This window comes from Paracoccus onchidii, assembly GCF_028294535.1.
Classification (GTDB): Bacteria; Pseudomonadota; Alphaproteobacteria; order Rhodobacterales; family Rhodobacteraceae; genus Paracoccus; species Paracoccus onchidii.
Map to the genome: position 1 here is coordinate 22,066 of NZ_JAQBIE010000030.1, position 17,415 is coordinate 39,480.

A 17,415-nucleotide genomic window follows, 5' to 3' on the forward strand; every position below is an offset into this window, starting at 1 on the left:
CCGTCAGGCTTCGTGCCTGTTGGCAAAAAGTTCATATGCAAATCGACCGCGCACGCCGAGGTCCAGAAACGGTCGGGGCGGCAGCGATGTCGGGCTGCCAAGGCTCAGCATGTCCGAGATCAGCGGGTCATCCTCGCCCGCGGCCATGGTGGCGGCCAGGCGGCCGCTGATCGTGCCCTTGGCAACGCCGACCGCGTTCTGGCACACCGCGCTCCAGACATTCGGGGCGACCTTGCCGAAACCCGGCGCGCCGTTTCGTGACAGGCAGATAAAGCCCGTCCAGGTGTGTTCCATGGTCACGCCGCGCAGTCGCGGAAAACGTTCATCGAACAGCCGCTGATGGTCGGCACGGATACGCTGGCGGCGCGCGTCTGACTGGCGCAGGCTGGGGCAGAAATGGATGTTCTGGCGGATCAGGATGCGGCGATCATTCGTATAGCGCATCGTGATACCGGCAAAGGCGTTGGCCGGGGTCGAACCCCAGGGCGCGATATTGCCAATGCTGGCCTGCTCGGCTTCGGTCAACTGGCGTGTGATGCTGGCATGGGCGGCAAAATTCAGCAGTTTACCCTGCCAGAAGCCGAAGCGCATCGCCAACCCGTTTACCGCAAGAACGGCCTTCGGCGCGCGAATGCTGCCCTCGGCGCTACGCAGGGTGATCATATCGCCGAAATCTGCGTCCAGGATCGGACTGTTTTCGTACAGGGTCACGTTCTCGGGCAGGTTCTCGCCAAGCCCGCGATTGAGCGCCGCAGGGTTCAAAAGCACCGTGCCCGGCGTATAGACCGACGCGCTGAAATGATGCGTTCCCAGCCGCTGCGCCGTCTGCTCTGCATCCAGCCATTCATAAGCTTCGCCAAGCTGTTCCAGTTCAGCGACAGTCGGGCGCAACACGTCCCTGGCGCCTTGGGCCGAGGTCGCGGTGTGATATTTCCCCGCCGCGTGCCAGTCGCAGTCGATGCCATGCCGCTTGACGCTGTCGTGCAGCGCGGCGATGCCCGCGCGGGCCAGCCGCATATAGGCGTTGCCCTTGGCCAGTTCCTCCAGCGACGAGCCGACATTATGTGGCAGATCGATGGCAAAGCCGGAATTGCGGCCTGATGCGCCTACACCCAGTTGTTGACCGTCCAGCACGACGATCCGCGCGTCAGGGCGCAGCTCGCCCAGCCGTCTGGCCGCCCCAAGCCCGGCAAAGCCCGCGCCGATGACGACGAAATCCGCTGTTTCGTCCCCGATCAACTTGGGCCGCGGACTGCGCGGTGGCAGAACCGCGCTCCAGCCATTGGTCTTGTCGTCCTTGGGAAGCAACGTGATCCGGCTCATTGTGCACCCGCGCTTGCCCAGTTCGCCGGATGCAGCGAGTAAAATACCAGCGCATCGCGCGAGATATAGGTCAGCTCAGTGCCCTTGGGCAGCCAGATCGTGTCATGCTTTCCGGCAACCATCGGGCCGGCGGGCGTTTCAACGGTCAGCTCACCCTCGAGAACAAGGATCAGCTCGTCGTATTGGACCGTCCACGGGATACGGGCGTCCTTGAAGCGCGCAAACCCGCCCGACAGGGCGCTCAGATCCGCCTCTCCGGCAAGTTCTACGGCCTCGGCCATCTCTGGATAGGCAAAACGCGGCTGAAAATTCAGCTTGTCGAACGCCATGACGCGCGGCGGCGCCGCCTTGGTGGCCACCATTTCTGCCTCCTCCCTCTGGTCGCCGGCCGGTTTTCCTGTACGGCTGGCGCATCATGCCTGTACAGTACAAGCATGTATGGAACAGTACATGTATGTATGGAGACGTCAATGACGAACCGGAGCGTCATCGAAAAAGTCAGCAGCGAACTTGGAGAAAAGAAAGCGCAAACAAGGCTTTCCCGGCGCGACTGGTTGCAGGCTGCAGTTCAGATGCTGGTCCAGAATGGCGTCGATTCCGTGCGAATCACCCGACTTGCTGATGCACTCGGCGTCACCCGCGGCAGCTTCTACTGGCATTTTGCCGACCGGTCCGAATTGCTGAGCGCGCTGCTTGAAGTCTGGAACAAGCAGAACACCGCAGGCATCATCGAAGCGGCATCGGCCGCCGGCGGCCTGCGCAACCGGATTCTTGCGCTGTTCGAGACATGGCTGGACCCGGAACGCTTCGACCCGATGCTGGACCTTGCCGTGCGGGATTGGGCGCGCAACGATTCAAGCCTTGAAGAAACCATTGCAAGTGCGGATCGCGAACGCCTGGACGCGCTGATCGCGATGTTCGCGGATCACGGTTTCTCGCCAGAGCAATCGATCATCCGCGCGCGAAATTTCTATTACACCCAAATGGGTTACTATGCCTTGCGGGTGCGGGAACCGCTGGCAGACCGCCTGTCTTTCGTGCCCACATACTATCACAGCTATACCGGCGAGGACCTGCCCGCCGATGCCGAACGCGCGTTCCGTCAGCGTATTATCGCCCGCAAAAAGCTGTGGGGTGATGAACCGATCCCTGCGGAAGAATAACCACACAATGCCGCATGATCCCTTGAACCAGCATCCGGGCAAGCCGAGGCCAAACATCGCCACCGACATCGCTCTGCTCGACGCTTTGGACTGAAACGTCTCTGCCGGGCGGCCGTGTTTCGTCGCACTCGCGACCGTCCCGCATGCATCGCTTCAGAATAGTTGCGCCATACAGATTGAAGCAGAACCAAATCAAGGGTTGCGTGAAAGCAGTTATAGTCGAAAAACCCCTTATCTGATACGCCGGAAGCTGTTCCAGTCCAGACCTTGAAAATGACCCGACATGCCCGGCGCGCGCCGCTGCAAGAGGTTATTCGGTCTTGGCCGGTCCAATCGTACCGCGTTCAAGGAGTGGCGTCGGAATAACATATACCCGGGGCGGCGAGGCGTCGCCCTTCAGCCGGGCGATCAGCCGCTCGGCGGCCTTTTGCCCGAACTGATAGGTCGGCTGATCCACCACGCTGATCCGCGGCGTGGTCACCCGCGACCAATCCGCGTCGAACCAGGAAACCAGCGTCATGTCCTGCGGCAACGTCAGACCCCGGTCCGACAGTTCCCGGAAAACCCGCGCGCAGATGAGGCTGTCCGAAGCAAGGATCGCAGTGATCGTCGGAGATCGCTTGAGGATGCGTGTTACGACAGCGGTCGTTTCGTCGTCCCCGGTTGCGCCGACGAAAACCAGATCGGCGGGATCTTCCACGCCCGCCTCTCGCATCTGCGTCAAAAAGCCAGAGATCCGCTCGCGCACGGCCGAGATGCCGATTTCCTCGAGCCGGCCGAGCTTGCCGTCGCGTGTCTTCATGGCGGTGACGTAGGCGACATGGCGATGGCCCTCCTCTTGCAACCGCCTCAGCACGCGACCGACGCTCTGGCGGTCCTCGCCGCAGACCGCATCGGCCCCTAGCTGCGGCGCGTGGCGGTCGAGTGTGACCACCGGCGTACCCGCAGCCAGAGCCGCTTTCAGGTGATCCACATGACGCGCATCTGTCGGCGCCACGATCAGTCCGGCGACCCTTTGGCGCAACAAGACCGAGACCATCTCGATTTCCTCGGACAGCTGTTCGCTGGAATTGCTGATGATCAGGTTGAGTCCGGCGGCGCGCAATGTGTCGCTGATGCCCCGCACCGCCTGGCTGAAGAAGGCGTTTTCAATATCGCCGACGATCACGCCGACCAGCCCGCTGCGCCCGGTGCTCATCGAACGCGCAAGGTCGTTCGGCTGATAGCCCAAACGTTCCGCGGCCTCCAATACGGCCTTGCGCGCACCCTCGCTGGCAATCCCATACTCGCCAAGCACCCTGGCGGCCGTGGCCTTCGATACCTTTGCTTCCCGCGCGACATCCGCAACGGTGAGTGAATTCTTTTTGCCGCTCATTTCTGTCACTTCGATTTTCCGGGCTCGAAATACTTATCAACGCTATTGACGCGAATCGAAACATACATGAACCATGTAACCACTGATACCGGTATCATTACTTGTGACACCGGTATCACCATTAAATGAGGCCGGCTTGAAGGTGCTTGCACGCCGAAAAGATCGGCCCGTCAACAGCGGAGACATGAAATGTCCATCAGCCTTCTCGACCGGGTAAAAGCCCCCCTGACCGCCATGGTGGTTGCACTAGCCGCCGCCAGCGCCGTCCAGGCGCAGGACAACCCCTATAACCTGATCGACGCCAATACGGTAAGTGTCGGATCTCTCGGCGATGCCAAGCCCTATGCCTTCACCACCGCCACCGGCGAATTCAGTGGGTTCGACGTGGACTTCCTGCGCAACGTTCTCGGGCGGCTCGGCTTCGAGGAAGATCAGATCCTCTTTACCGGACAGGAGTTCGCGGCACTGCTGCCGTCGGTCTCCAACGGTCGATTCGACATCGCCGCCGCTGCAATCGGCATTACCGAGCAGCGCGAAGAGGTTGTCGATTTCTCGGACGGCTACCTTGCCGGTTACCTTTCGGTCCTGTCAGGTCAGGATGCGGTCACTGATGACGCCGCCAGCCTTGCGGGCAAGCGGCTTGGCGTCGTGCAAGGCACGCTGCAGGAAATGTACGCCAAAAAGACCTTCACCGACACCGACATCGTCCAGTTTCCCGACAACAACACCGGCGTTGCGGCGTTGAACAATGGCACCATCGACGCCCATTTCCTTGATTACGAGGCTGCCAAGACCTATGGCGAGCGCTACGATCTCGATATCAAGGTCAACATCCCCTCGTTCGATGCCCCTGCCGGATTTGCCGTAAAGCCGGGCAATGACGCGCTGCGCAATGCGTTGAACGAGGCGCTGCACGCGGCGATGGAGGATGGCACCTGGCGCGATCTCTATCAGAAGTGGTTCCCCGGTTCGCCGATGCCAGAGCAATATCTGCCGGGCAACGGCTAACCTCGCGCGAACCTCGAGTTGCCGGCATTGCCGGCAGCACAATTCCCTAGACGTCGGGCGGCCCCAAGACCCCGCCCCTGGAGACCCTCATGTGGTTGGAAAACCTCCAACGGACGTTCCTTGACTGGGACGCCATGGCCGAAATCTTGCCGATCATGCTGTCGACCGGCCTGAAGAACACGCTGATCCTAGCAGCCGCCTCGACAGTCATCGGCATCATCATCGGGATCATCCTCGCCGTGATGGGCATCTCGCGCGCAGCCTGGCTGCGGATGCCTGCGCGCGTCTACACCGACATATTCCGCGGCCTCCCGGCCATCGTCACCATCCTGTTGATCGGACAGGGCTTTGCCGGACTGGGCCGCGAGCTTTTCGGGCCCTCGCCCTACCCACTCGGCATTCTGGCGCTTAGCCTGATTGCGGGCGCCTATATGGGCGAGATTTTTCGTGCGGGCATCCAGAGCGTGCCGAGCGGGCAGATGGAGGCCTGCAAGGCCCTTTCAATGAGCTACGGTCAAGGCATGCGCCTGATCGTCGTTCCGCAGGGGATCCGCCGTGTGCTGCCCGCGATGGTCAACCAGTTCATCTCGAACGTGAAGGACAGTTCGCTGATCTACTTCCTCGGCCTTCTGGCGTCGGAGCGCGAAATCTTTCGCGTCGGGCAGGATGCTGCGGTTGTCACGGGCAACCTCTCGCCGCTGCTGCTGGCGGGGATCTTCTATCTGGTGATCACCGTGCCGCTGACACATCTGGTCAACCATATCGATCACCGGCTGCGTACTGGCAAGCGTTCCAGCGCCGCCCAGCCCACCAGTGGTCTCGACGAAGTTGACGAGCTGGGCGCGACGACAGACGGTACCGAGCAGACCCGCTTCAACGGCGGCAGTCTGTCGGTCCGGGGATTGCGACTCAGCTACGGACATCTCGAGGTGTTGCGCGGCATCGACCTCGAGATCCCCGAAGGTTCGGTGACGTGCATCATCGGCCCTTCCGGTTCGGGCAAGTCGACACTGCTGCGCAGCCTCAACCGTCTGGTCGAAATGAACAGCGGTCATGCACTGCTCGACGGCACCGACATCCGCAGCATGAAGCCCGAGACCCTGCGTGCCCGAGTGGGCATGGTGTTCCAGCACTTCAATCTGTTCCCGGATCATACGGCGCGCGAGAACATCCTGCTCTCGCTCACCAAGATCAAGGGGCTTGCGCGCGCCGAGGCCCGCGCCATCGCCGATGCGCGCCTCGCCGAGGTGGGCCTGCAGGGGCGCGGGGATCACCGCCCGTCCAGCCTGTCGGGCGGCCAGCAACAGCGCGTGGCGATTGCCCGTGCATTGGCCATGGATCCCGAAGTGGTTCTATTCGACGAGGTGACCAGCGCGCTCGACCCGGAACTGGTGAAGGGTGTCCTCAACCTCATGGCCGATCTCGGACGGCGTGGCATGACCATGGTCGTGGTCACACACGAGATGGGCTTTGCGCGGCAGGTCGCTGACCAGATCGTTTTCATGGACGAGGGCAAGATCGTCGAATCCGGCACGCCCGACGCGCTTTTTGACAACCCCCGGACCGACCGGTTGAAGAAGTTCTTCGCCGAGGTCCTGTGACCCGAAAAACCTAAGGAAAACTCGATGAAAAACCTATCATGGGGCATTCTCGGCACTGCGGGCATCGCGCGCAAGGCGATGCTGCCCGCGCTGCGGGAGGCCAATGGCTGCTGCCTCACGGCCGTCGCATCGCGCGATATTGTCCGCGCCGAGGCAATGGCCGGCGATTTCGGCATCCCACGCGCCTACGGCAGCTACGAGGCGTTGCTCGCAGACCCCGAAATCGATGTGATCTACAATCCCCTGCCGAACCACCTGCACGTGCCCTTGACGATGCAGGCGTTGGCCGCCGGCAAGCACGTGTTGTGCGAAAAGCCCCTTGCCTTGACCCTGGCCGACGCCCACAAGGTCACCGCTGCGGCGAAATCCGCAGGGCGCGTAGTGGCCGAGGCATTCATGACTCGTCACCACCCGCAATGGCTTCGCGCCCACGAACTGCTGCGCGCAGGCCGGATCGGGCGGCTTACCGGGGTGCAAGCTCTGTTCAGCTACTGCAACGACGACCCGGCGAATGTTCGCAATCAGAAAGATATCGGCGGCGGCGGGCTTTATGATGTCGGGTGCTACGCGGTCGACACCGCGCGCTTCTTCTTCGGTGCCGAACCCGAGGCGGTCAGCTGCACCATAGACCTCGACCCTGACTTCGGCACCGATCGGCTGACCACCGGGGCCGCGCACTTTCCGGGTGGCGGTCAACTGAGTTTCACCGTCTCGACCCAATCCGCACTGGTCCAGCAGCTTACGTTGCTTGGAACCGAGGGCTACCTGGTGTTCGACGCGCCCTTCAACTGCCCTGCCGATCATGCGGCGCGGCTGACAATCGACAGCGGCGCCGACCTGCTCGGCAGCGGGCGCGAACTGCTGACCTGCACGCCCGCCGACCAGTATCGCCTGCAGGCAGAGAGCTTTGTACGAGAAGTTCAACAGAACCGGACCGCGCCCGCCACCACCGGGGACATCCTGGGGAACGCCGCGGTGCTCGAGGCACTGACCCGCGCCGCGCAAAGCCACCGCTGGGAAGCCATTACAACGACAACGGGACAAGCAGGAGACTGACATGCAGTGCCCCAAGCCTTCCATTTCCACCGCGCTGATCATCGGCGGCGGCATCTTCGGCGTCTCGACCGCTGCACAGCTCAGTCGCATGGGCGTGCAGGTCACTCTGATCAATGACGGCCCGCTCGGCAACGGTGCCTCCGGGCGGTCGCTGGCCTGGCTCAACACAGCGCGCCGCCGGTCGCTGCCTTACCACCGCCTCCGCCAGGCCGGGATCGAGCGCTATCGCGTTCTGGCTGACCGCAACCCCGGTGCCCCCTGGCTGTGTTTCGCCGGCGGCCTCACCTGGGACGCCGAGGGTGACAGCAACGAGATTGCGGATGTTCACCGCCATGAACGCGAACTGGGATATCCCTCGGAACTGTTGTCGGGCGCGGAAGTCAGTGCGCGGATCGATGGGGTCGATGGCAGCCGCGTGACAAGCGCCGGGGCGATCTTCAACGGCAACGAAGGCTGGGTAGACCTGCCTTCGCTGATCGACCAGCTCGCCTTCGAGGTCACGGACACGGGCGGCACCTTCGTCACCGATGCAGGACCGGCCGATCTGGTTGTGAAAGACGGTCGCTGCACCGGCGCGATCTGTGCGGATGGCCGCAGCTTTACCGCCGACAAGGTATTGCTGGCCACCGGTCCCGCGGTTCCAGCCATGGTGGCCGAACAAGGCATTACCATCGGCGACGACACGCCTGTGGCGCTGCTCGTCGAGACCTACCCGGTCGCGCATCCGCTCCGCACCGTCCTCAACACCCCGCGCGTTGCCATCCGTCCGACACCTGATGGGGCCTTCTTCCTCGATTCCGGCTGGTCCGAGGAAGAAGTGGTCGTGAACGGGGACGGCAGTTACCAGGCGCTGGAGTCGACCGTTTCAGGGTTGATCGACGAGGCTCGCAAGGTTCTGTCCTACGCGCCTGACTTGAAGGTCAAGGCCGTGCATCTGGGTCCCAAGCCGATCCCTGGAGATGGCGAGCCGGTATTCGGCGAGCTGCAAGAGCTGCCGGGTTGTTTCGTGGCATTCTCGCACAGTGGGGCTACGCTCGGACTGCTCGCAGGTGAATTGCTAGCGGAAGAAATGGCACTTGGACTGCGCCACCCGCTGTTCGATCCGTTCCGTCCCGAGCGCTTCGCAAACTGAGCCGTCAAGCTGCACCGACCACAGTGGTCGCGATCCAGATCGCGGCCACCGATTCCCGGACAATCAGGCCTGTGAAAACGACACGTTTCGGTGGCGCACCCTGTCACGGTAATCACGGGTGCCATTGAAGCGCCCGTTCAACCGGCAGATCGTCGACGGTGTGCAGGATCCGAGCAAGCCACCGCCAGATCCGAACGGCGCAATCACTCACATTCAAAGAAAACCGGAAAACTTTGGGCCGGGACAAATCACCGATATTGGGCATGTCGGCGCGAACCGTCCGGCTGCTGCAACGGCACGCTTGCCGCCCGGCGGGGGCTTTGAATTTCATGGTGACAGCCAAGCGATTTGCCTCGAAGGCCTCGGACCGAGTTGGTTTCTGGCATTCCCCAACAGGATCCGGCACCGGCGGTGATCACAACCAAGAGCCATGAAGCGTTTGTCTATGTGGCCTGGCGAATGGTTGGCAAGAGATCCCCTAAAGAACCTTGCATTTCAACGGTTTGAACGATGTCCGCCGGGTTGTCGGCTGATCTCGCTGCACCAATCAGCGGAACAACCCACATGACTCTCATGCCGCATGTCCGACGACCTTTCGCTCAACGGAGTTGACCAGCCGCCTCCTCGATTTTGCCACGCGCGTAGCGAACCCTCGCTGACAAGCGGCGACCGCGACGCATGACGAGCCAGAGGTCGTGCCAGCGGCGCTTGGGAAGCTGATATACGACAAGGCCTGCCTTGTCGGTGAAAGCTTCCACGCCGCTTCTGGGTAAGAGCGTGTAGCCAACCCCCTTGGCCACGGGGGCAGGGATCTGGCCGATCTGGTTAACATAACCGCGCAGGTTCAATTGGTCGGCCCCAGGATAGTCTTCCGGGAAATTCAGTCGCAGCAAGTCATCCGCATAAGTGTAACCGTCGGGATGTGCGATAAAGCCGCAAGCCTCGAGATCGTCGAAAGATACAGGTTTGTCGGTCGCATCCGCTGGCAGAACAAGGCACAGCTCTTCGCGTCCAAGATGTTTGGCCTCCAGTCTCGGGTGGTCGGGGTCAGCGCCCAGCACGCCTAGGTCGAAGCGTCCTTCCAGCAACCCTGCCAGAATTTCGGCCTGCGGCGTTGCCTCGAGGTGCACATTCAGTTCTGGTGCAACGCGCATCCACGGCAGCAGAAACGGATAGAGATGCATCGCAAAGCTGCCCGAACAAGCGATGTGAACTGCCCCCGCGTCCCTGTCGTCTGCCTCGATAGCGTCGCGCAGGCGTTTCTCTTCGGTGCGGCGCGATAGACCAAGCGCGAAGATTGCCTCGCCCGCCGGCGAAAGCGTGAAACCCTTACCCTGCCGAGTTATCAGGCCCTGTCCGACCTGCTGCTCGAGCTTTCTGAGATGTTGGCTAACTCCCGGTTGGGTCATGTTCAGACGTTTTGCAGTTTGGGTAAAATGCCCGGTTTCGCAAAGCGTCGTGAAGGTATCGAGCCAAGTGGAATTCAGCATCTTTTGATAACGTCACATTTGTATTTTCATGACAATTGATAATTTCACAAAACGACATGCGCAATCCATATCGGTAAAAACGCAACATCCTTGGATATATGAGATGAACCAGACACCCCGCAGCTTTTCCCATATCGGCCTGTCCGTTCCCGACCTCGACGCCGCCGTGAAGTTCTACTCCGACGTTCTCGGCTTTTACGTCGTGATGACACCATCCGAGGTCGTAGAGGACGACAGCGCGATCAGCGCCATGTGCACGGATGTGTTCGGCCCAGGATGGGGTTCACTCAGGATCGCGCACCTGTCAACGGCCGACGGTATCGGGATCGAGATCTTCGAGTTTCCCGGAAATTACGCGCCCGAAGACAAACTGGAGCATAAGCGTCACGGAACCTTTCACTTCGCTGTGCAAGACCCGGATGTCGAAGGTCTGACCCGACGCATCGTCGAAGCCGGCGGGCGTCAGAGGATGCCGATACGCGCGTACTTTCCCGGCACAAAGCCCTACCGGATGGTCTATGTCGAAGACCCGTTCGGAATCGTTTTCGAGCTTTACAGCCACAGCTACGAACTCACCTATTCCACTGGCGCTTACGAATAGCTGTGAACCGCTCCGGGATTTCCGGAGCGGTTCAAATCTTCTCCTCGGCCTATCTCGCGGAGGTCGTGAGCGGAGGTCTGCAAGGTCTGCACAAGGGACAAGGGACAAGGGACAAGGGACAAGGCGAAGCCGCACGCGCCCTTGGCATTCCCTACTGGAAAATGGTCTGACACTTCATCCCGCCACAGGCGATCCAGAACGTGATCCCGTCTGCTAACCGACCTGTCAAAATTTACCGACATAAACAAAAAAAATACGGCAACGCGCTTCAAGCCTCTATCCCTGCAAGCGCCGGCGATGAAGTCTCGGCACTCCCCAAGGGGCAGTTGCGGAAGTTGAAGCGGTGATTGCCATTTGATCCGGGCAGAGGCCGGAGAGTGCCCAAATCGTGTGTGGCGGCTTGGTCCTCACAAGGGCGCGCTGTCCTGATCTCAGCCGAGCCCGCCCCCCCCCCTCGAATACAGAAGCTCACTAAAAAAGGGTAGCTTGAATTGCGACACCGGGCGCATGAAGGCCATTGGGTGACAGTGTGAAAATCTCGAAACCCTCGGATGTCACGCCGATCAAATGTTCAAACTGCGCTCAAAGCGATCTGTCCCGTGTCACCGCGATCCAATCGTCTGCGAGCATTTTGACATCTCCGCGCCCCAGGTTGACCATCGGCTCGACCGTAAAGATCATGCCCTCCCGCAGCTCAGGGCCGGTTCCGGGTCGGCCGAAGTTCAGGATATTGGGAGAGTCGTGAAAGACCTAACCAATGCCATGACCGCAAAAATCGCGCACCACCGAGCAGCGTTGCGACTGCGCATAGCTCTGGATAGCATGGCAAATATCCCCCAATCGCGCGCCGGGCTTTATGGCCCTTATGCCCTGCATCATCGCCTCATGGGCAATCCCGATAAGGCGTTCCGCCGCGCGTTTCGGCTTTGCCACCGCGTACATGCGACTTGAAGCGCCATACCACCCGTCATGAATCAGCGTGACATCAACATTGGCGATATCGCCGTCGCGCAGCTTCTTCTCGTTTGGAGATCCGTGGCAGACCACATGGTTTACCGATGTGCAGCAGGCGTATTGATAACCCTTGCAGCTCAGGGTCGCAGGTTTGGCGGCATAGTTGGCTGCGAAGTCGGCCACGTAGGCGTCGATTTCTGATAGCGCAATGCCGACGCGGACAAGATCGCAGACCCTGTCAAAGCATCTGGCCGTCAACACTTCTGCCCGGTGCATCCCCTCAAAGGCGTCCGGCCCGTAAAGCTTGATGGCTTCGGTTCTGCGGGCGCCCTTCGCATTCGGGGCGACTGGCACGTTGAGGTAGCTGTCCATGATGGTTTCCCGGTGTTCCAATGCGGGATAGCAGAGGTCGCGATTGATCGATTGTCACTTCTGGTTTATACGAATCATATATAAAACGTATATCATTAGCCAGGAGGGCGTCGATGGGGATCGTGAAGATTGGAGATGATCTGCATGAGGAGCTGCGCAAATCGAGCGCCGTCATGTGCCGGTCGATCAACGCACAGGCCGAGTTCTGGATGAAGGTCGGGATGCTGGCCGAGACCAACCCGACGCTGCCCTTTACTCAGATCATGGCGCAGCAACTTCAAGAGGCCGATGTGCAAACGCCGGTCATCGGCGCGGCCTAAGCACCTGGCGGCGTCGGCCTATCCATCGCTCATCTTGGTGAAGGCGCCCGGCGACAGGCCCTCGTGCCGGGTGAAGGCCAGCCCGAAGGCACTGGCGGAACCGTAGCCGACCCTCTGGGCAATCTCGGAATTGGTCAGATTGCCTTGCTTCAGCAGCGTCTTGGCGACAGCCATGCGCCAGTCAGTCGCGTACTCCATCGGCGCACGGCCAAGCTGCTTGCGGAACCGCTCGAAAAAGCCGGAACGGGACAGGCCCGCCGCCCGCGCCATGGCCTCAACCGACAGGGCGCTGCCCATCTCTGCGTGGATCTGTTGCAAGGCGCCGGCCAGCTTCGGATCCGACAATCCGCGGAGAAGCCCCGGCGGCAGAGCCCCCGCCGGACCGGAACGCAGGGCCTCGATAAGCAGCACCTCCAGCAACCGCTCCAGGACCATCTCGCGCCCGGGCCTGTTCGCGCGGGTTTCCTCATGGATGGTCGGCACCAAGGCGATCAGGCGGTCCTGGCCCGAGACATGGATCAGATCCGGCAGAAGTGAGACGAGCAAATCGCTTGCCGGGGTGTCGAACCGGCAATGCCCGACGAGGGCACGCATATCGACCGGGGCCTCCGGCTTCCCCAGCCGGAACCGCCCAGGGACGGTTTCCAAGGGCCGACGCGGCACATGGGGCGGTGGGGGCACCGCGCTGGTCATGGTAAAGCCCTGCATGTGGGGAATGAGCACGAAATCCCCGGCCCTCAGCCCAAGCGTATCCCGCCCCTTGACGGTCAGGTCACACTGACCTTCGACCACAGCGCAATAAAAGGGGCTGGCCATGTCGCGCCGCTCCACCAACCATTGCCCGCCGCCCTCGACCATCTTGGAAATGGAGACGGAAGGCTTCAACAGGGTGACGACGCTGGAGAGGGGATCGGGCGGGGTATCGAGCATGGTTTGGACATTTGATATAGAATACCGGATCTATGAATATAGATAGAACGAAATCGGGCGTCTAGATCCGTCTTATCAAAGACAAGGAGATATCCCATGCCCCGTATGTCCAAAGCCTTCAATCCGTGACCGAGAAAACCGAGATAAGCGATGTCGCGCAGGCGGTCCGGCGCGCCGTGACCGATGAGATCACGCCGATGATGCTGCCCGCAGGGGCGGATGCGGAGCGCTGGTTCCGCGAAGAGGGCCTGCCCCTGCCGGGCCGCCCCGCCGCTGCAGGCACCACTCGATGAACCGGCTGATCACGACCGCCCGCGCCCTGCCCACGCCCGAGCCGGAGCTGACCGTCGCCTATACGCCGATCCGGCTGGAGATGCCGGACCGCCCGCCGCTGGCGCTGCGCCTGACGGCCCCCGCGGTCGGGGACGCCCTGCCTATCGTGGTGCTGTCCCATGGCTATGGCCCCTCGAATGTCATCCCATCCAAGGATGGCTATGCCCCGCTTGCACAATTCTGGGCGGAACGGGGGATCGCCGTCATTCAACCGACCCATGCCAGCTCCCGTGTGGGCGGGCTGGATCCGGACCTGCCGGACGGCCCGCTCTACTGGCGCGAGCGCGTCGCGGAGATACGCGCGATCCTTGACCAGTTGGCCGAGGTGGAGCGGCAGGCCCCGGCGGTCACCGGGCGGCTGGACCACGACCGGATTGCCGTGGCCGGTCATTCCTTCGGCGGTCATACCTGCGCCTTGCTGCTTGGCGCGCGCTTCGAGGGAAAAAGCTATGCCGATCCGCGTATTTGTGCCGGTGTTCTGCTAGCCGCCCCCGGCCGGGGCGGTACGGACCTGACGCCTGAACATGCCACGCGCTATCCCTTCTTTGACGTGGATTTCACTCACCTGCACAGCCCGACGCTGGTCGTCTGTGGCGCCGATGATACACCACATTTCACGCATCGAGGCCCGGAATGGCACGCAGATGCGTTTCATGACGCGCCGGGCGGCGAGGCCTTGTTGACGATCAGCGGCGTCGGTCACGGGTTGGGCGGGATCGCGGGTTGGGACGCGCGCGAAACCGACAGGGAAGACCCCGACGCGTTGGAGGCCACACGGCGGCTGAGCCTTGCCTGGCTCAGAACGCGATTGTCGATCGATGATACCGCATGGCCGCAGAGCCAAGTCGCACTCGAACAAAATGCGCCTTCGATTGCGAAAATTGCGCTCGCCCGCTAGCTGGTTTCACCCGCCGGGGGCGGCGCTGTTTTCAGAACGCCGGAGGCCAGACACTCGAACGCCGCGAGGGCCTTGGGCAATGTTGCGGGGGCATCCTCGCTAGCGGCGACCCAAACAGCCGCATTCAACGCGACACCGTTCAAGAGACGCGCCAGCGCTTCGATATCGACCGGCTTGATCAGCCCTTCGGCCTCCAGCGCAAGGAGCGTTTCAATCGTCGCCTGCAGGCAGCGATTTTGGCTGGGCCATTGGGCGGGATCTCCTAAAACAGCCGGACCATCCAACAGCACGATCCGCTGAACCTCGGGCTCCAACGCCATCTCGATATAGGCCGCCCCCTCGGCCAGCAGGCCGGCCCAGCCTCCGCCGGCTTCTTGCCCCGCTGCCTGCGCCTTCGTGGCCATTGCCGTGTCGATCTGGTCAACCACCGCCGCCATCAGGCCTCGCTTGTCCCCGAAATTGTGATAAAGCGCCCCGCGCGTTAGGCCGGCCTGCGCGGTCAATTCGTCCATCGACGCCGCCGCAAACCCCTTATCGGCAAAGGCCTTGCGCCCCGCCGCGATAAGCTTCCTGCGGGTCTCCTCCATCTTTTCTGCCCGGTTCTGACTTGCCATAATTGCCTCTTTCCCTCGCATACGAAACGTATGCGAATTGACATACGAAGTGTATGTGGATTAATTCACATACGTACCGTATATAAGTGCGGTGCAGAATTCCACGTCTGACATACGAGGTCCACATGGCGCCCGCTCACGAAGCTATCTTCCCCGCCAACCGCCACGCGCTCTACGAAACGCATGGATATTCCGCGGCGATCAAATCCGGCGATCTGGTCTTTGTCTCCGGTCAGGTCGGCAGCCGCGAAGACGGCTCACCCGAGCCTGATTTCAGAAAACAGGTCGAATTGGCGTTCGACAACCTGAAGGCCGTCCTAGACGCCGCCGGTTGCAGCACCGACGACATCATCGACGTGACGACCTTTCACACCGATCCGGAAAGCCAGTTCGCGGACATCATGGCGGTCAAGGCGCAGGTTTTTGAGCAGGCCCCCTACCCCAACTGGACCGCGCTCGGTGTGAATTGGCTTGCCGGGTTTGATTTCGAGATCAAGGTGATTGCCCGCGCTCCGCTCGCTTGATCGGTTAACTTGCCTTCCGCCGCCTAGTCCGCCCGCGATGGGAGGCCCCCACGTAACTTACTCTGCTGATCAGGCGATAGGGAGAACGTCGTCTGCCCACCGATTTCGGATCTCACCTTTGCGATGCTCATCTGGTCAGCCCATGCATCCCGGCCTCATTTCGTTGTCGTATCGCCCCCACAATCCGTTATCATCCGCAGGAGACATCCTGCGCTCTGAAAGCCGCAACTGGCATCGCGGGATTAGCTTAGGTTTTCGTGGCCATACCGTGATGAGACATGTGGACAATCGCCCGGATTAGTCATGTTGAGGAATTGAAGGATGCGGTTCGCGATGCCGGTCTGGAGGCGGTGCAATTGTCCAAAGGTGCGCTGCACGGCGGGCTGGCTTTTGCGCAGGATCGAGGGGTGGTATTCTCCAGCGGTCTCATAAATGGTCGCGTGGCACTGCGGGGCACGCTGTCTCCTGATCTGGTGACCTTCGGGGTGGCATTGCGTGTCGGATCGGGATCACGGCATTGGGGCCATGCGATCGGTCCGAACTTCATGGGGCTGTTTCAGCCAGGAGACGAACATGACGCCGTATATGGGCCGGGTTCACTTTATCTGGCGGCGTCGATCAGTCATGAAACGCTGCACGCACTTGCCGAGGCGCAGGAATTCGTCATCAACAAGATCACACTTGGGGGCACCGGGATACACCCCGAGCGTTTTCCAGACAAGGCGGGGGCAGTTCTGGCGCGGCAGCTAGGGGCCATACATGCAGGAACCAGTTGCGAAATGGCTGGTTTGCGCGACAATCTTCTAGCGCCGTTTCTACCGTATTTCTCGCGCCCTGCCCGCCGCCTGGCCGGGCCGCGGCGCTTGTGTCGTCAGGCGATCATCTTGCGCCGCGCGCGGGATTTTATCCACGCTCATATCTATTGCCAGATAAGCATCGAGGATATCGCCCGTGCCGCCGAGACAACGCCAAGAACACTTTACCGGACGTTTGGCGAACAATTGGATGACACACCCCTGAGTTATCTCCATCGCCTTCGACTTCATCACATACGCGAAGATCTTCTTTCAGGTGGCAACGACACGGATGCCATTTCCAGGATTCACCGGCGCTGGGGCTTTGCCGAACCCGGCCGGGCGTCAGGCATGTATTTCAAACTGTTCGGCGAGTTGCCTTCTGCGACGCGCCAGAGGCGCAATTCTGACGTCAGATCCGTGAACTCGTCTAATTAGGCTATTTTGGCAGAATCTGCATATGCCACCCCTTTACCCAAGCGATAATTTCGTCTGGAATGCCGGCGAGGTTTAACCACGTAAACTATTCTTTTTGCGTGCCACGCAATCGTTACATGTCAGGGGGAACATGATGCTGCACGGCTTCGAAGGAATCTCGTTTCGCAATCAGATTTACCCGAAAGCAGGCGTGCGCCCGTCCCCAGGCGTGACGGCCTTGCCCGCCGGCATTCCCGCCGCTTGCTGGTTGGTCGAATCCCGGAGGTATTTCGAAATTGAAGCAGGCTCCGGGCTAGAAGGGTTTAAGCAATGGCTACGCTGACATTTCCCGTGGATGCGATCGCCACGGGAAACAATACCGGTGGCGGGCTGGAAGTAACCTCGCTGCCGATCGAAACGTTTCTTGAGAACCAGGGCGTCACGGACACGTCCAACGCGGTTTTCATTGTCGAATTCGACGATACCGATCTGCAATATTCCGACGTTACC

The 17,415-nt window shown here is 61.1% G+C and carries 19 protein-coding genes and 1 pseudogene; 13 read left to right on the top strand and 7 right to left on the bottom strand.

Features of this window, described 5'->3' with window-relative positions; all coding sequences use genetic code 11:
• Positions 1 to 3: 3 nt before the first annotated feature.
• Together PAF17_RS17495 and PAF17_RS17500 are read right to left on the bottom strand one after the other, a co-directional pair.
• Positions 4 to 1,323 carry an NAD(P)/FAD-dependent oxidoreductase gene (locus PAF17_RS17495; RefSeq protein ID WP_271890391.1) on the bottom strand — a complete coding sequence of 440 codons (1,320 nt, stop codon included), beginning with the start codon at positions 1,321 to 1,323 and terminating at the stop codon, positions 4 to 6.
• Complete coding sequence (locus PAF17_RS17500) at positions 1,320 to 1,685, bottom strand: ethanolamine utilization protein EutQ (protein ID WP_271890392.1); 366 nt, start codon at positions 1,683 to 1,685, stop codon at positions 1,320 to 1,322. Before PAF17_RS17500 ends, PAF17_RS17495 begins: the two co-directional genes overlap by 4 nt.
• 108 nt (positions 1,686 to 1,793) lie before the next feature.
• Between PAF17_RS17500 and PAF17_RS17505 the strand changes: the two genes are divergently transcribed.
• Entirely contained in the window at positions 1,794 to 2,486 is a 693-nt protein-coding gene (locus tag PAF17_RS17505; protein ID WP_271890393.1) for a TetR/AcrR family transcriptional regulator, read from the top strand.
• Between the two features lie 310 nt (positions 2,487 to 2,796).
• On the opposite strand, the gene PAF17_RS17510 is transcribed toward PAF17_RS17505, so the two are convergent.
• Positions 2,797 to 3,861, bottom strand: a complete 1,065-nt coding sequence (locus PAF17_RS17510) for a LacI family DNA-binding transcriptional regulator (protein ID WP_271890394.1) — start codon at positions 3,859 to 3,861, stop codon at positions 2,797 to 2,799.
• Between the two features lie 189 nt (positions 3,862 to 4,050).
• Here PAF17_RS17510 and PAF17_RS17515 point away from each other — a divergent pair, with 189 nt between their 5' ends.
• From PAF17_RS17515 to PAF17_RS17540, 5 genes are all read left to right on the top strand, one after another.
• Positions 4,051 to 4,869: an ABC transporter substrate-binding protein gene (locus PAF17_RS17515; protein ID WP_271890395.1), complete on the top strand. Its 819-nt coding sequence runs from the start codon at positions 4,051 to 4,053 to the stop codon at positions 4,867 to 4,869.
• An 89-nt stretch (positions 4,870 to 4,958) separates the two neighbouring features.
• On the top strand, positions 4,959 to 6,470 hold the full coding sequence (locus PAF17_RS20150; protein WP_334223672.1) for an amino acid ABC transporter permease/ATP-binding protein: 1,512 nt from the start codon (positions 4,959 to 4,961) through the stop codon (positions 6,468 to 6,470).
• A gap of 24 nt (positions 6,471 to 6,494) precedes the next feature.
• Positions 6,495 to 7,526: a Gfo/Idh/MocA family protein gene (locus tag PAF17_RS17530; RefSeq protein ID WP_271890396.1), complete on the top strand. Its 1,032-nt coding sequence runs from the start codon at positions 6,495 to 6,497 to the stop codon at positions 7,524 to 7,526.
• 1 nt (position 7,527) lies between these two features.
• On the top strand, positions 7,528 to 8,658 hold the full coding sequence (locus PAF17_RS17535; protein ID WP_271890397.1) for an NAD(P)/FAD-dependent oxidoreductase: 1,131 nt from the start codon (positions 7,528 to 7,530) through the stop codon (positions 8,656 to 8,658).
• A gap of 124 nt (positions 8,659 to 8,782) precedes the next feature.
• Positions 8,783 to 9,073: a hypothetical protein gene (locus tag PAF17_RS17540; protein WP_271890398.1), complete on the top strand. Its 291-nt coding sequence runs from the start codon at positions 8,783 to 8,785 to the stop codon at positions 9,071 to 9,073.
• Between the two features lie 184 nt (positions 9,074 to 9,257).
• On the opposite strand, the gene PAF17_RS17545 is transcribed toward PAF17_RS17540, so the two are convergent.
• Positions 9,258 to 10,148: a LysR family transcriptional regulator gene (locus tag PAF17_RS17545; protein WP_271890399.1), complete on the bottom strand. Its 891-nt coding sequence runs from the start codon at positions 10,146 to 10,148 to the stop codon at positions 9,258 to 9,260.
• 103 nt (positions 10,149 to 10,251) lie between these two features.
• On the opposite strand from PAF17_RS17545, the gene PAF17_RS17550 reads away from it, so the two are divergent.
• Positions 10,252 to 10,749 (top strand): lactoylglutathione lyase family protein, encoded by a 498-nt coding sequence (locus PAF17_RS17550; RefSeq protein WP_271890400.1) that lies wholly within the window; start codon positions 10,252 to 10,254, stop codon positions 10,747 to 10,749.
• 471 nt (positions 10,750 to 11,220) lie between these two features.
• On the opposite strand, the pseudogene map reads toward PAF17_RS17550, so the two are convergent.
• A pseudogene (gene map / locus PAF17_RS17555) lies at positions 11,221 to 12,075 on the bottom strand (type I methionyl aminopeptidase).
• 113 nt (positions 12,076 to 12,188) lie between these two features.
• Here map and PAF17_RS17560 point away from each other — a divergent pair.
• Positions 12,189 to 12,395, top strand: a complete 207-nt coding sequence (locus tag PAF17_RS17560) for a ParD-like family protein (RefSeq protein WP_271890401.1) — start codon at positions 12,189 to 12,191, stop codon at positions 12,393 to 12,395.
• 18 nt (positions 12,396 to 12,413) lie between these two features.
• Here the strand turns inward: PAF17_RS17560 and PAF17_RS17565 are convergent, their stop codons facing one another.
• Complete coding sequence (locus tag PAF17_RS17565; protein WP_271890402.1) at positions 12,414 to 13,325, bottom strand: AraC family transcriptional regulator; 912 nt, start codon at positions 13,323 to 13,325, stop codon at positions 12,414 to 12,416.
• A 125-nt stretch (positions 13,326 to 13,450) separates the two neighbouring features.
• Between PAF17_RS17565 and PAF17_RS17570 the strand changes: the two genes are divergently transcribed.
• Both PAF17_RS17570 and PAF17_RS17575 read left to right on the top strand, forming a co-directional pair.
• Positions 13,451 to 13,618, top strand: a complete 168-nt coding sequence (locus tag PAF17_RS17570; protein ID WP_271890403.1) for a hypothetical protein — start codon at positions 13,451 to 13,453, stop codon at positions 13,616 to 13,618.
• The gene (locus PAF17_RS17575) at positions 13,615 to 14,556 is read left to right on the top strand and encodes an alpha/beta hydrolase family protein (protein WP_271890404.1); all 942 of its coding nucleotides are present in this window, start codon (positions 13,615 to 13,617) and stop codon (positions 14,554 to 14,556) included. The genes PAF17_RS17570 and PAF17_RS17575 overlap by 4 nt, the downstream gene beginning before the upstream one ends.
• On the opposite strand, the gene PAF17_RS17580 is transcribed toward PAF17_RS17575, so the two are convergent.
• Positions 14,553 to 15,170 (bottom strand): TetR/AcrR family transcriptional regulator, encoded by a 618-nt coding sequence (locus tag PAF17_RS17580; RefSeq protein ID WP_271890405.1) that lies wholly within the window; start codon positions 15,168 to 15,170, stop codon positions 14,553 to 14,555. The two genes, PAF17_RS17575 and PAF17_RS17580, sit on opposite strands and share 4 nt — an antisense overlap.
• A gap of 125 nt (positions 15,171 to 15,295) precedes the next feature.
• Here PAF17_RS17580 and PAF17_RS17585 point away from each other — a divergent pair, with 125 nt between their 5' ends.
• The 3 genes from PAF17_RS17585 to PAF17_RS17595 all read left to right on the top strand — a co-directional run.
• On the top strand, positions 15,296 to 15,694 hold the full coding sequence (locus PAF17_RS17585) for a RidA family protein (RefSeq protein WP_271890406.1): 399 nt from the start codon (positions 15,296 to 15,298) through the stop codon (positions 15,692 to 15,694).
• A 278-nt stretch (positions 15,695 to 15,972) separates the two neighbouring features.
• Entirely contained in the window at positions 15,973 to 16,926 is a 954-nt protein-coding gene (locus tag PAF17_RS17590; protein WP_271890407.1) for an AraC family transcriptional regulator, read from the top strand.
• Between the two features lie 309 nt (positions 16,927 to 17,235).
• The coding region (locus PAF17_RS17595; protein ID WP_271890408.1) for a hypothetical protein at positions 17,236 to 17,415 on the top strand (180 nt) is incomplete at its 3' end.

Coding starts and splice junctions, on each gene's coding strand:
- PAF17_RS17495 (WP_271890391.1), bottom strand. CDS start 1,323: ATGAGCCGGATCACGTTGCTTCCCAAGGACGACAAGACCAATGGCTGG.
- PAF17_RS17500 (WP_271890392.1), bottom strand. CDS start 1,685: ATGGTGGCCACCAAGGCGGCGCCGCCGCGCGTCATGGCGTTCGACAAG.
- PAF17_RS17505 (WP_271890393.1), top strand. CDS start 1,794: ATGACGAACCGGAGCGTCATCGAAAAAGTCAGCAGCGAACTTGGAGAA.
- PAF17_RS17510 (WP_271890394.1), bottom strand. CDS start 3,861: ATGAGCGGCAAAAAGAATTCACTCACCGTTGCGGATGTCGCGCGGGAA.
- PAF17_RS17515 (WP_271890395.1), top strand. CDS start 4,051: ATGTCCATCAGCCTTCTCGACCGGGTAAAAGCCCCCCTGACCGCCATG.
- PAF17_RS20150 (WP_334223672.1), top strand. CDS start 4,959: ATGTGGTTGGAAAACCTCCAACGGACGTTCCTTGACTGGGACGCCATG.
- PAF17_RS17530 (WP_271890396.1), top strand. CDS start 6,495: ATGAAAAACCTATCATGGGGCATTCTCGGCACTGCGGGCATCGCGCGC.
- PAF17_RS17535 (WP_271890397.1), top strand. CDS start 7,528: ATGCAGTGCCCCAAGCCTTCCATTTCCACCGCGCTGATCATCGGCGGC.
- PAF17_RS17545 (WP_271890399.1), bottom strand. CDS start 10,148: ATGCTGAATTCCACTTGGCTCGATACCTTCACGACGCTTTGCGAAACC.
- PAF17_RS17550 (WP_271890400.1), top strand. CDS start 10,252: ATGAACCAGACACCCCGCAGCTTTTCCCATATCGGCCTGTCCGTTCCC.
- PAF17_RS17560 (WP_271890401.1), top strand. CDS start 12,189: ATGGGGATCGTGAAGATTGGAGATGATCTGCATGAGGAGCTGCGCAAA.
- PAF17_RS17565 (WP_271890402.1), bottom strand. CDS start 13,325: ATGCTCGATACCCCGCCCGATCCCCTCTCCAGCGTCGTCACCCTGTTG.
- PAF17_RS17575 (WP_271890404.1), top strand. CDS start 13,615: ATGAACCGGCTGATCACGACCGCCCGCGCCCTGCCCACGCCCGAGCCG.
- PAF17_RS17580 (WP_271890405.1), bottom strand. CDS start 15,170: ATGGCAAGTCAGAACCGGGCAGAAAAGATGGAGGAGACCCGCAGGAAG.
- PAF17_RS17585 (WP_271890406.1), top strand. CDS start 15,296: ATGGCGCCCGCTCACGAAGCTATCTTCCCCGCCAACCGCCACGCGCTC.
- PAF17_RS17590 (WP_271890407.1), top strand. CDS start 15,973: ATGTGGACAATCGCCCGGATTAGTCATGTTGAGGAATTGAAGGATGCG.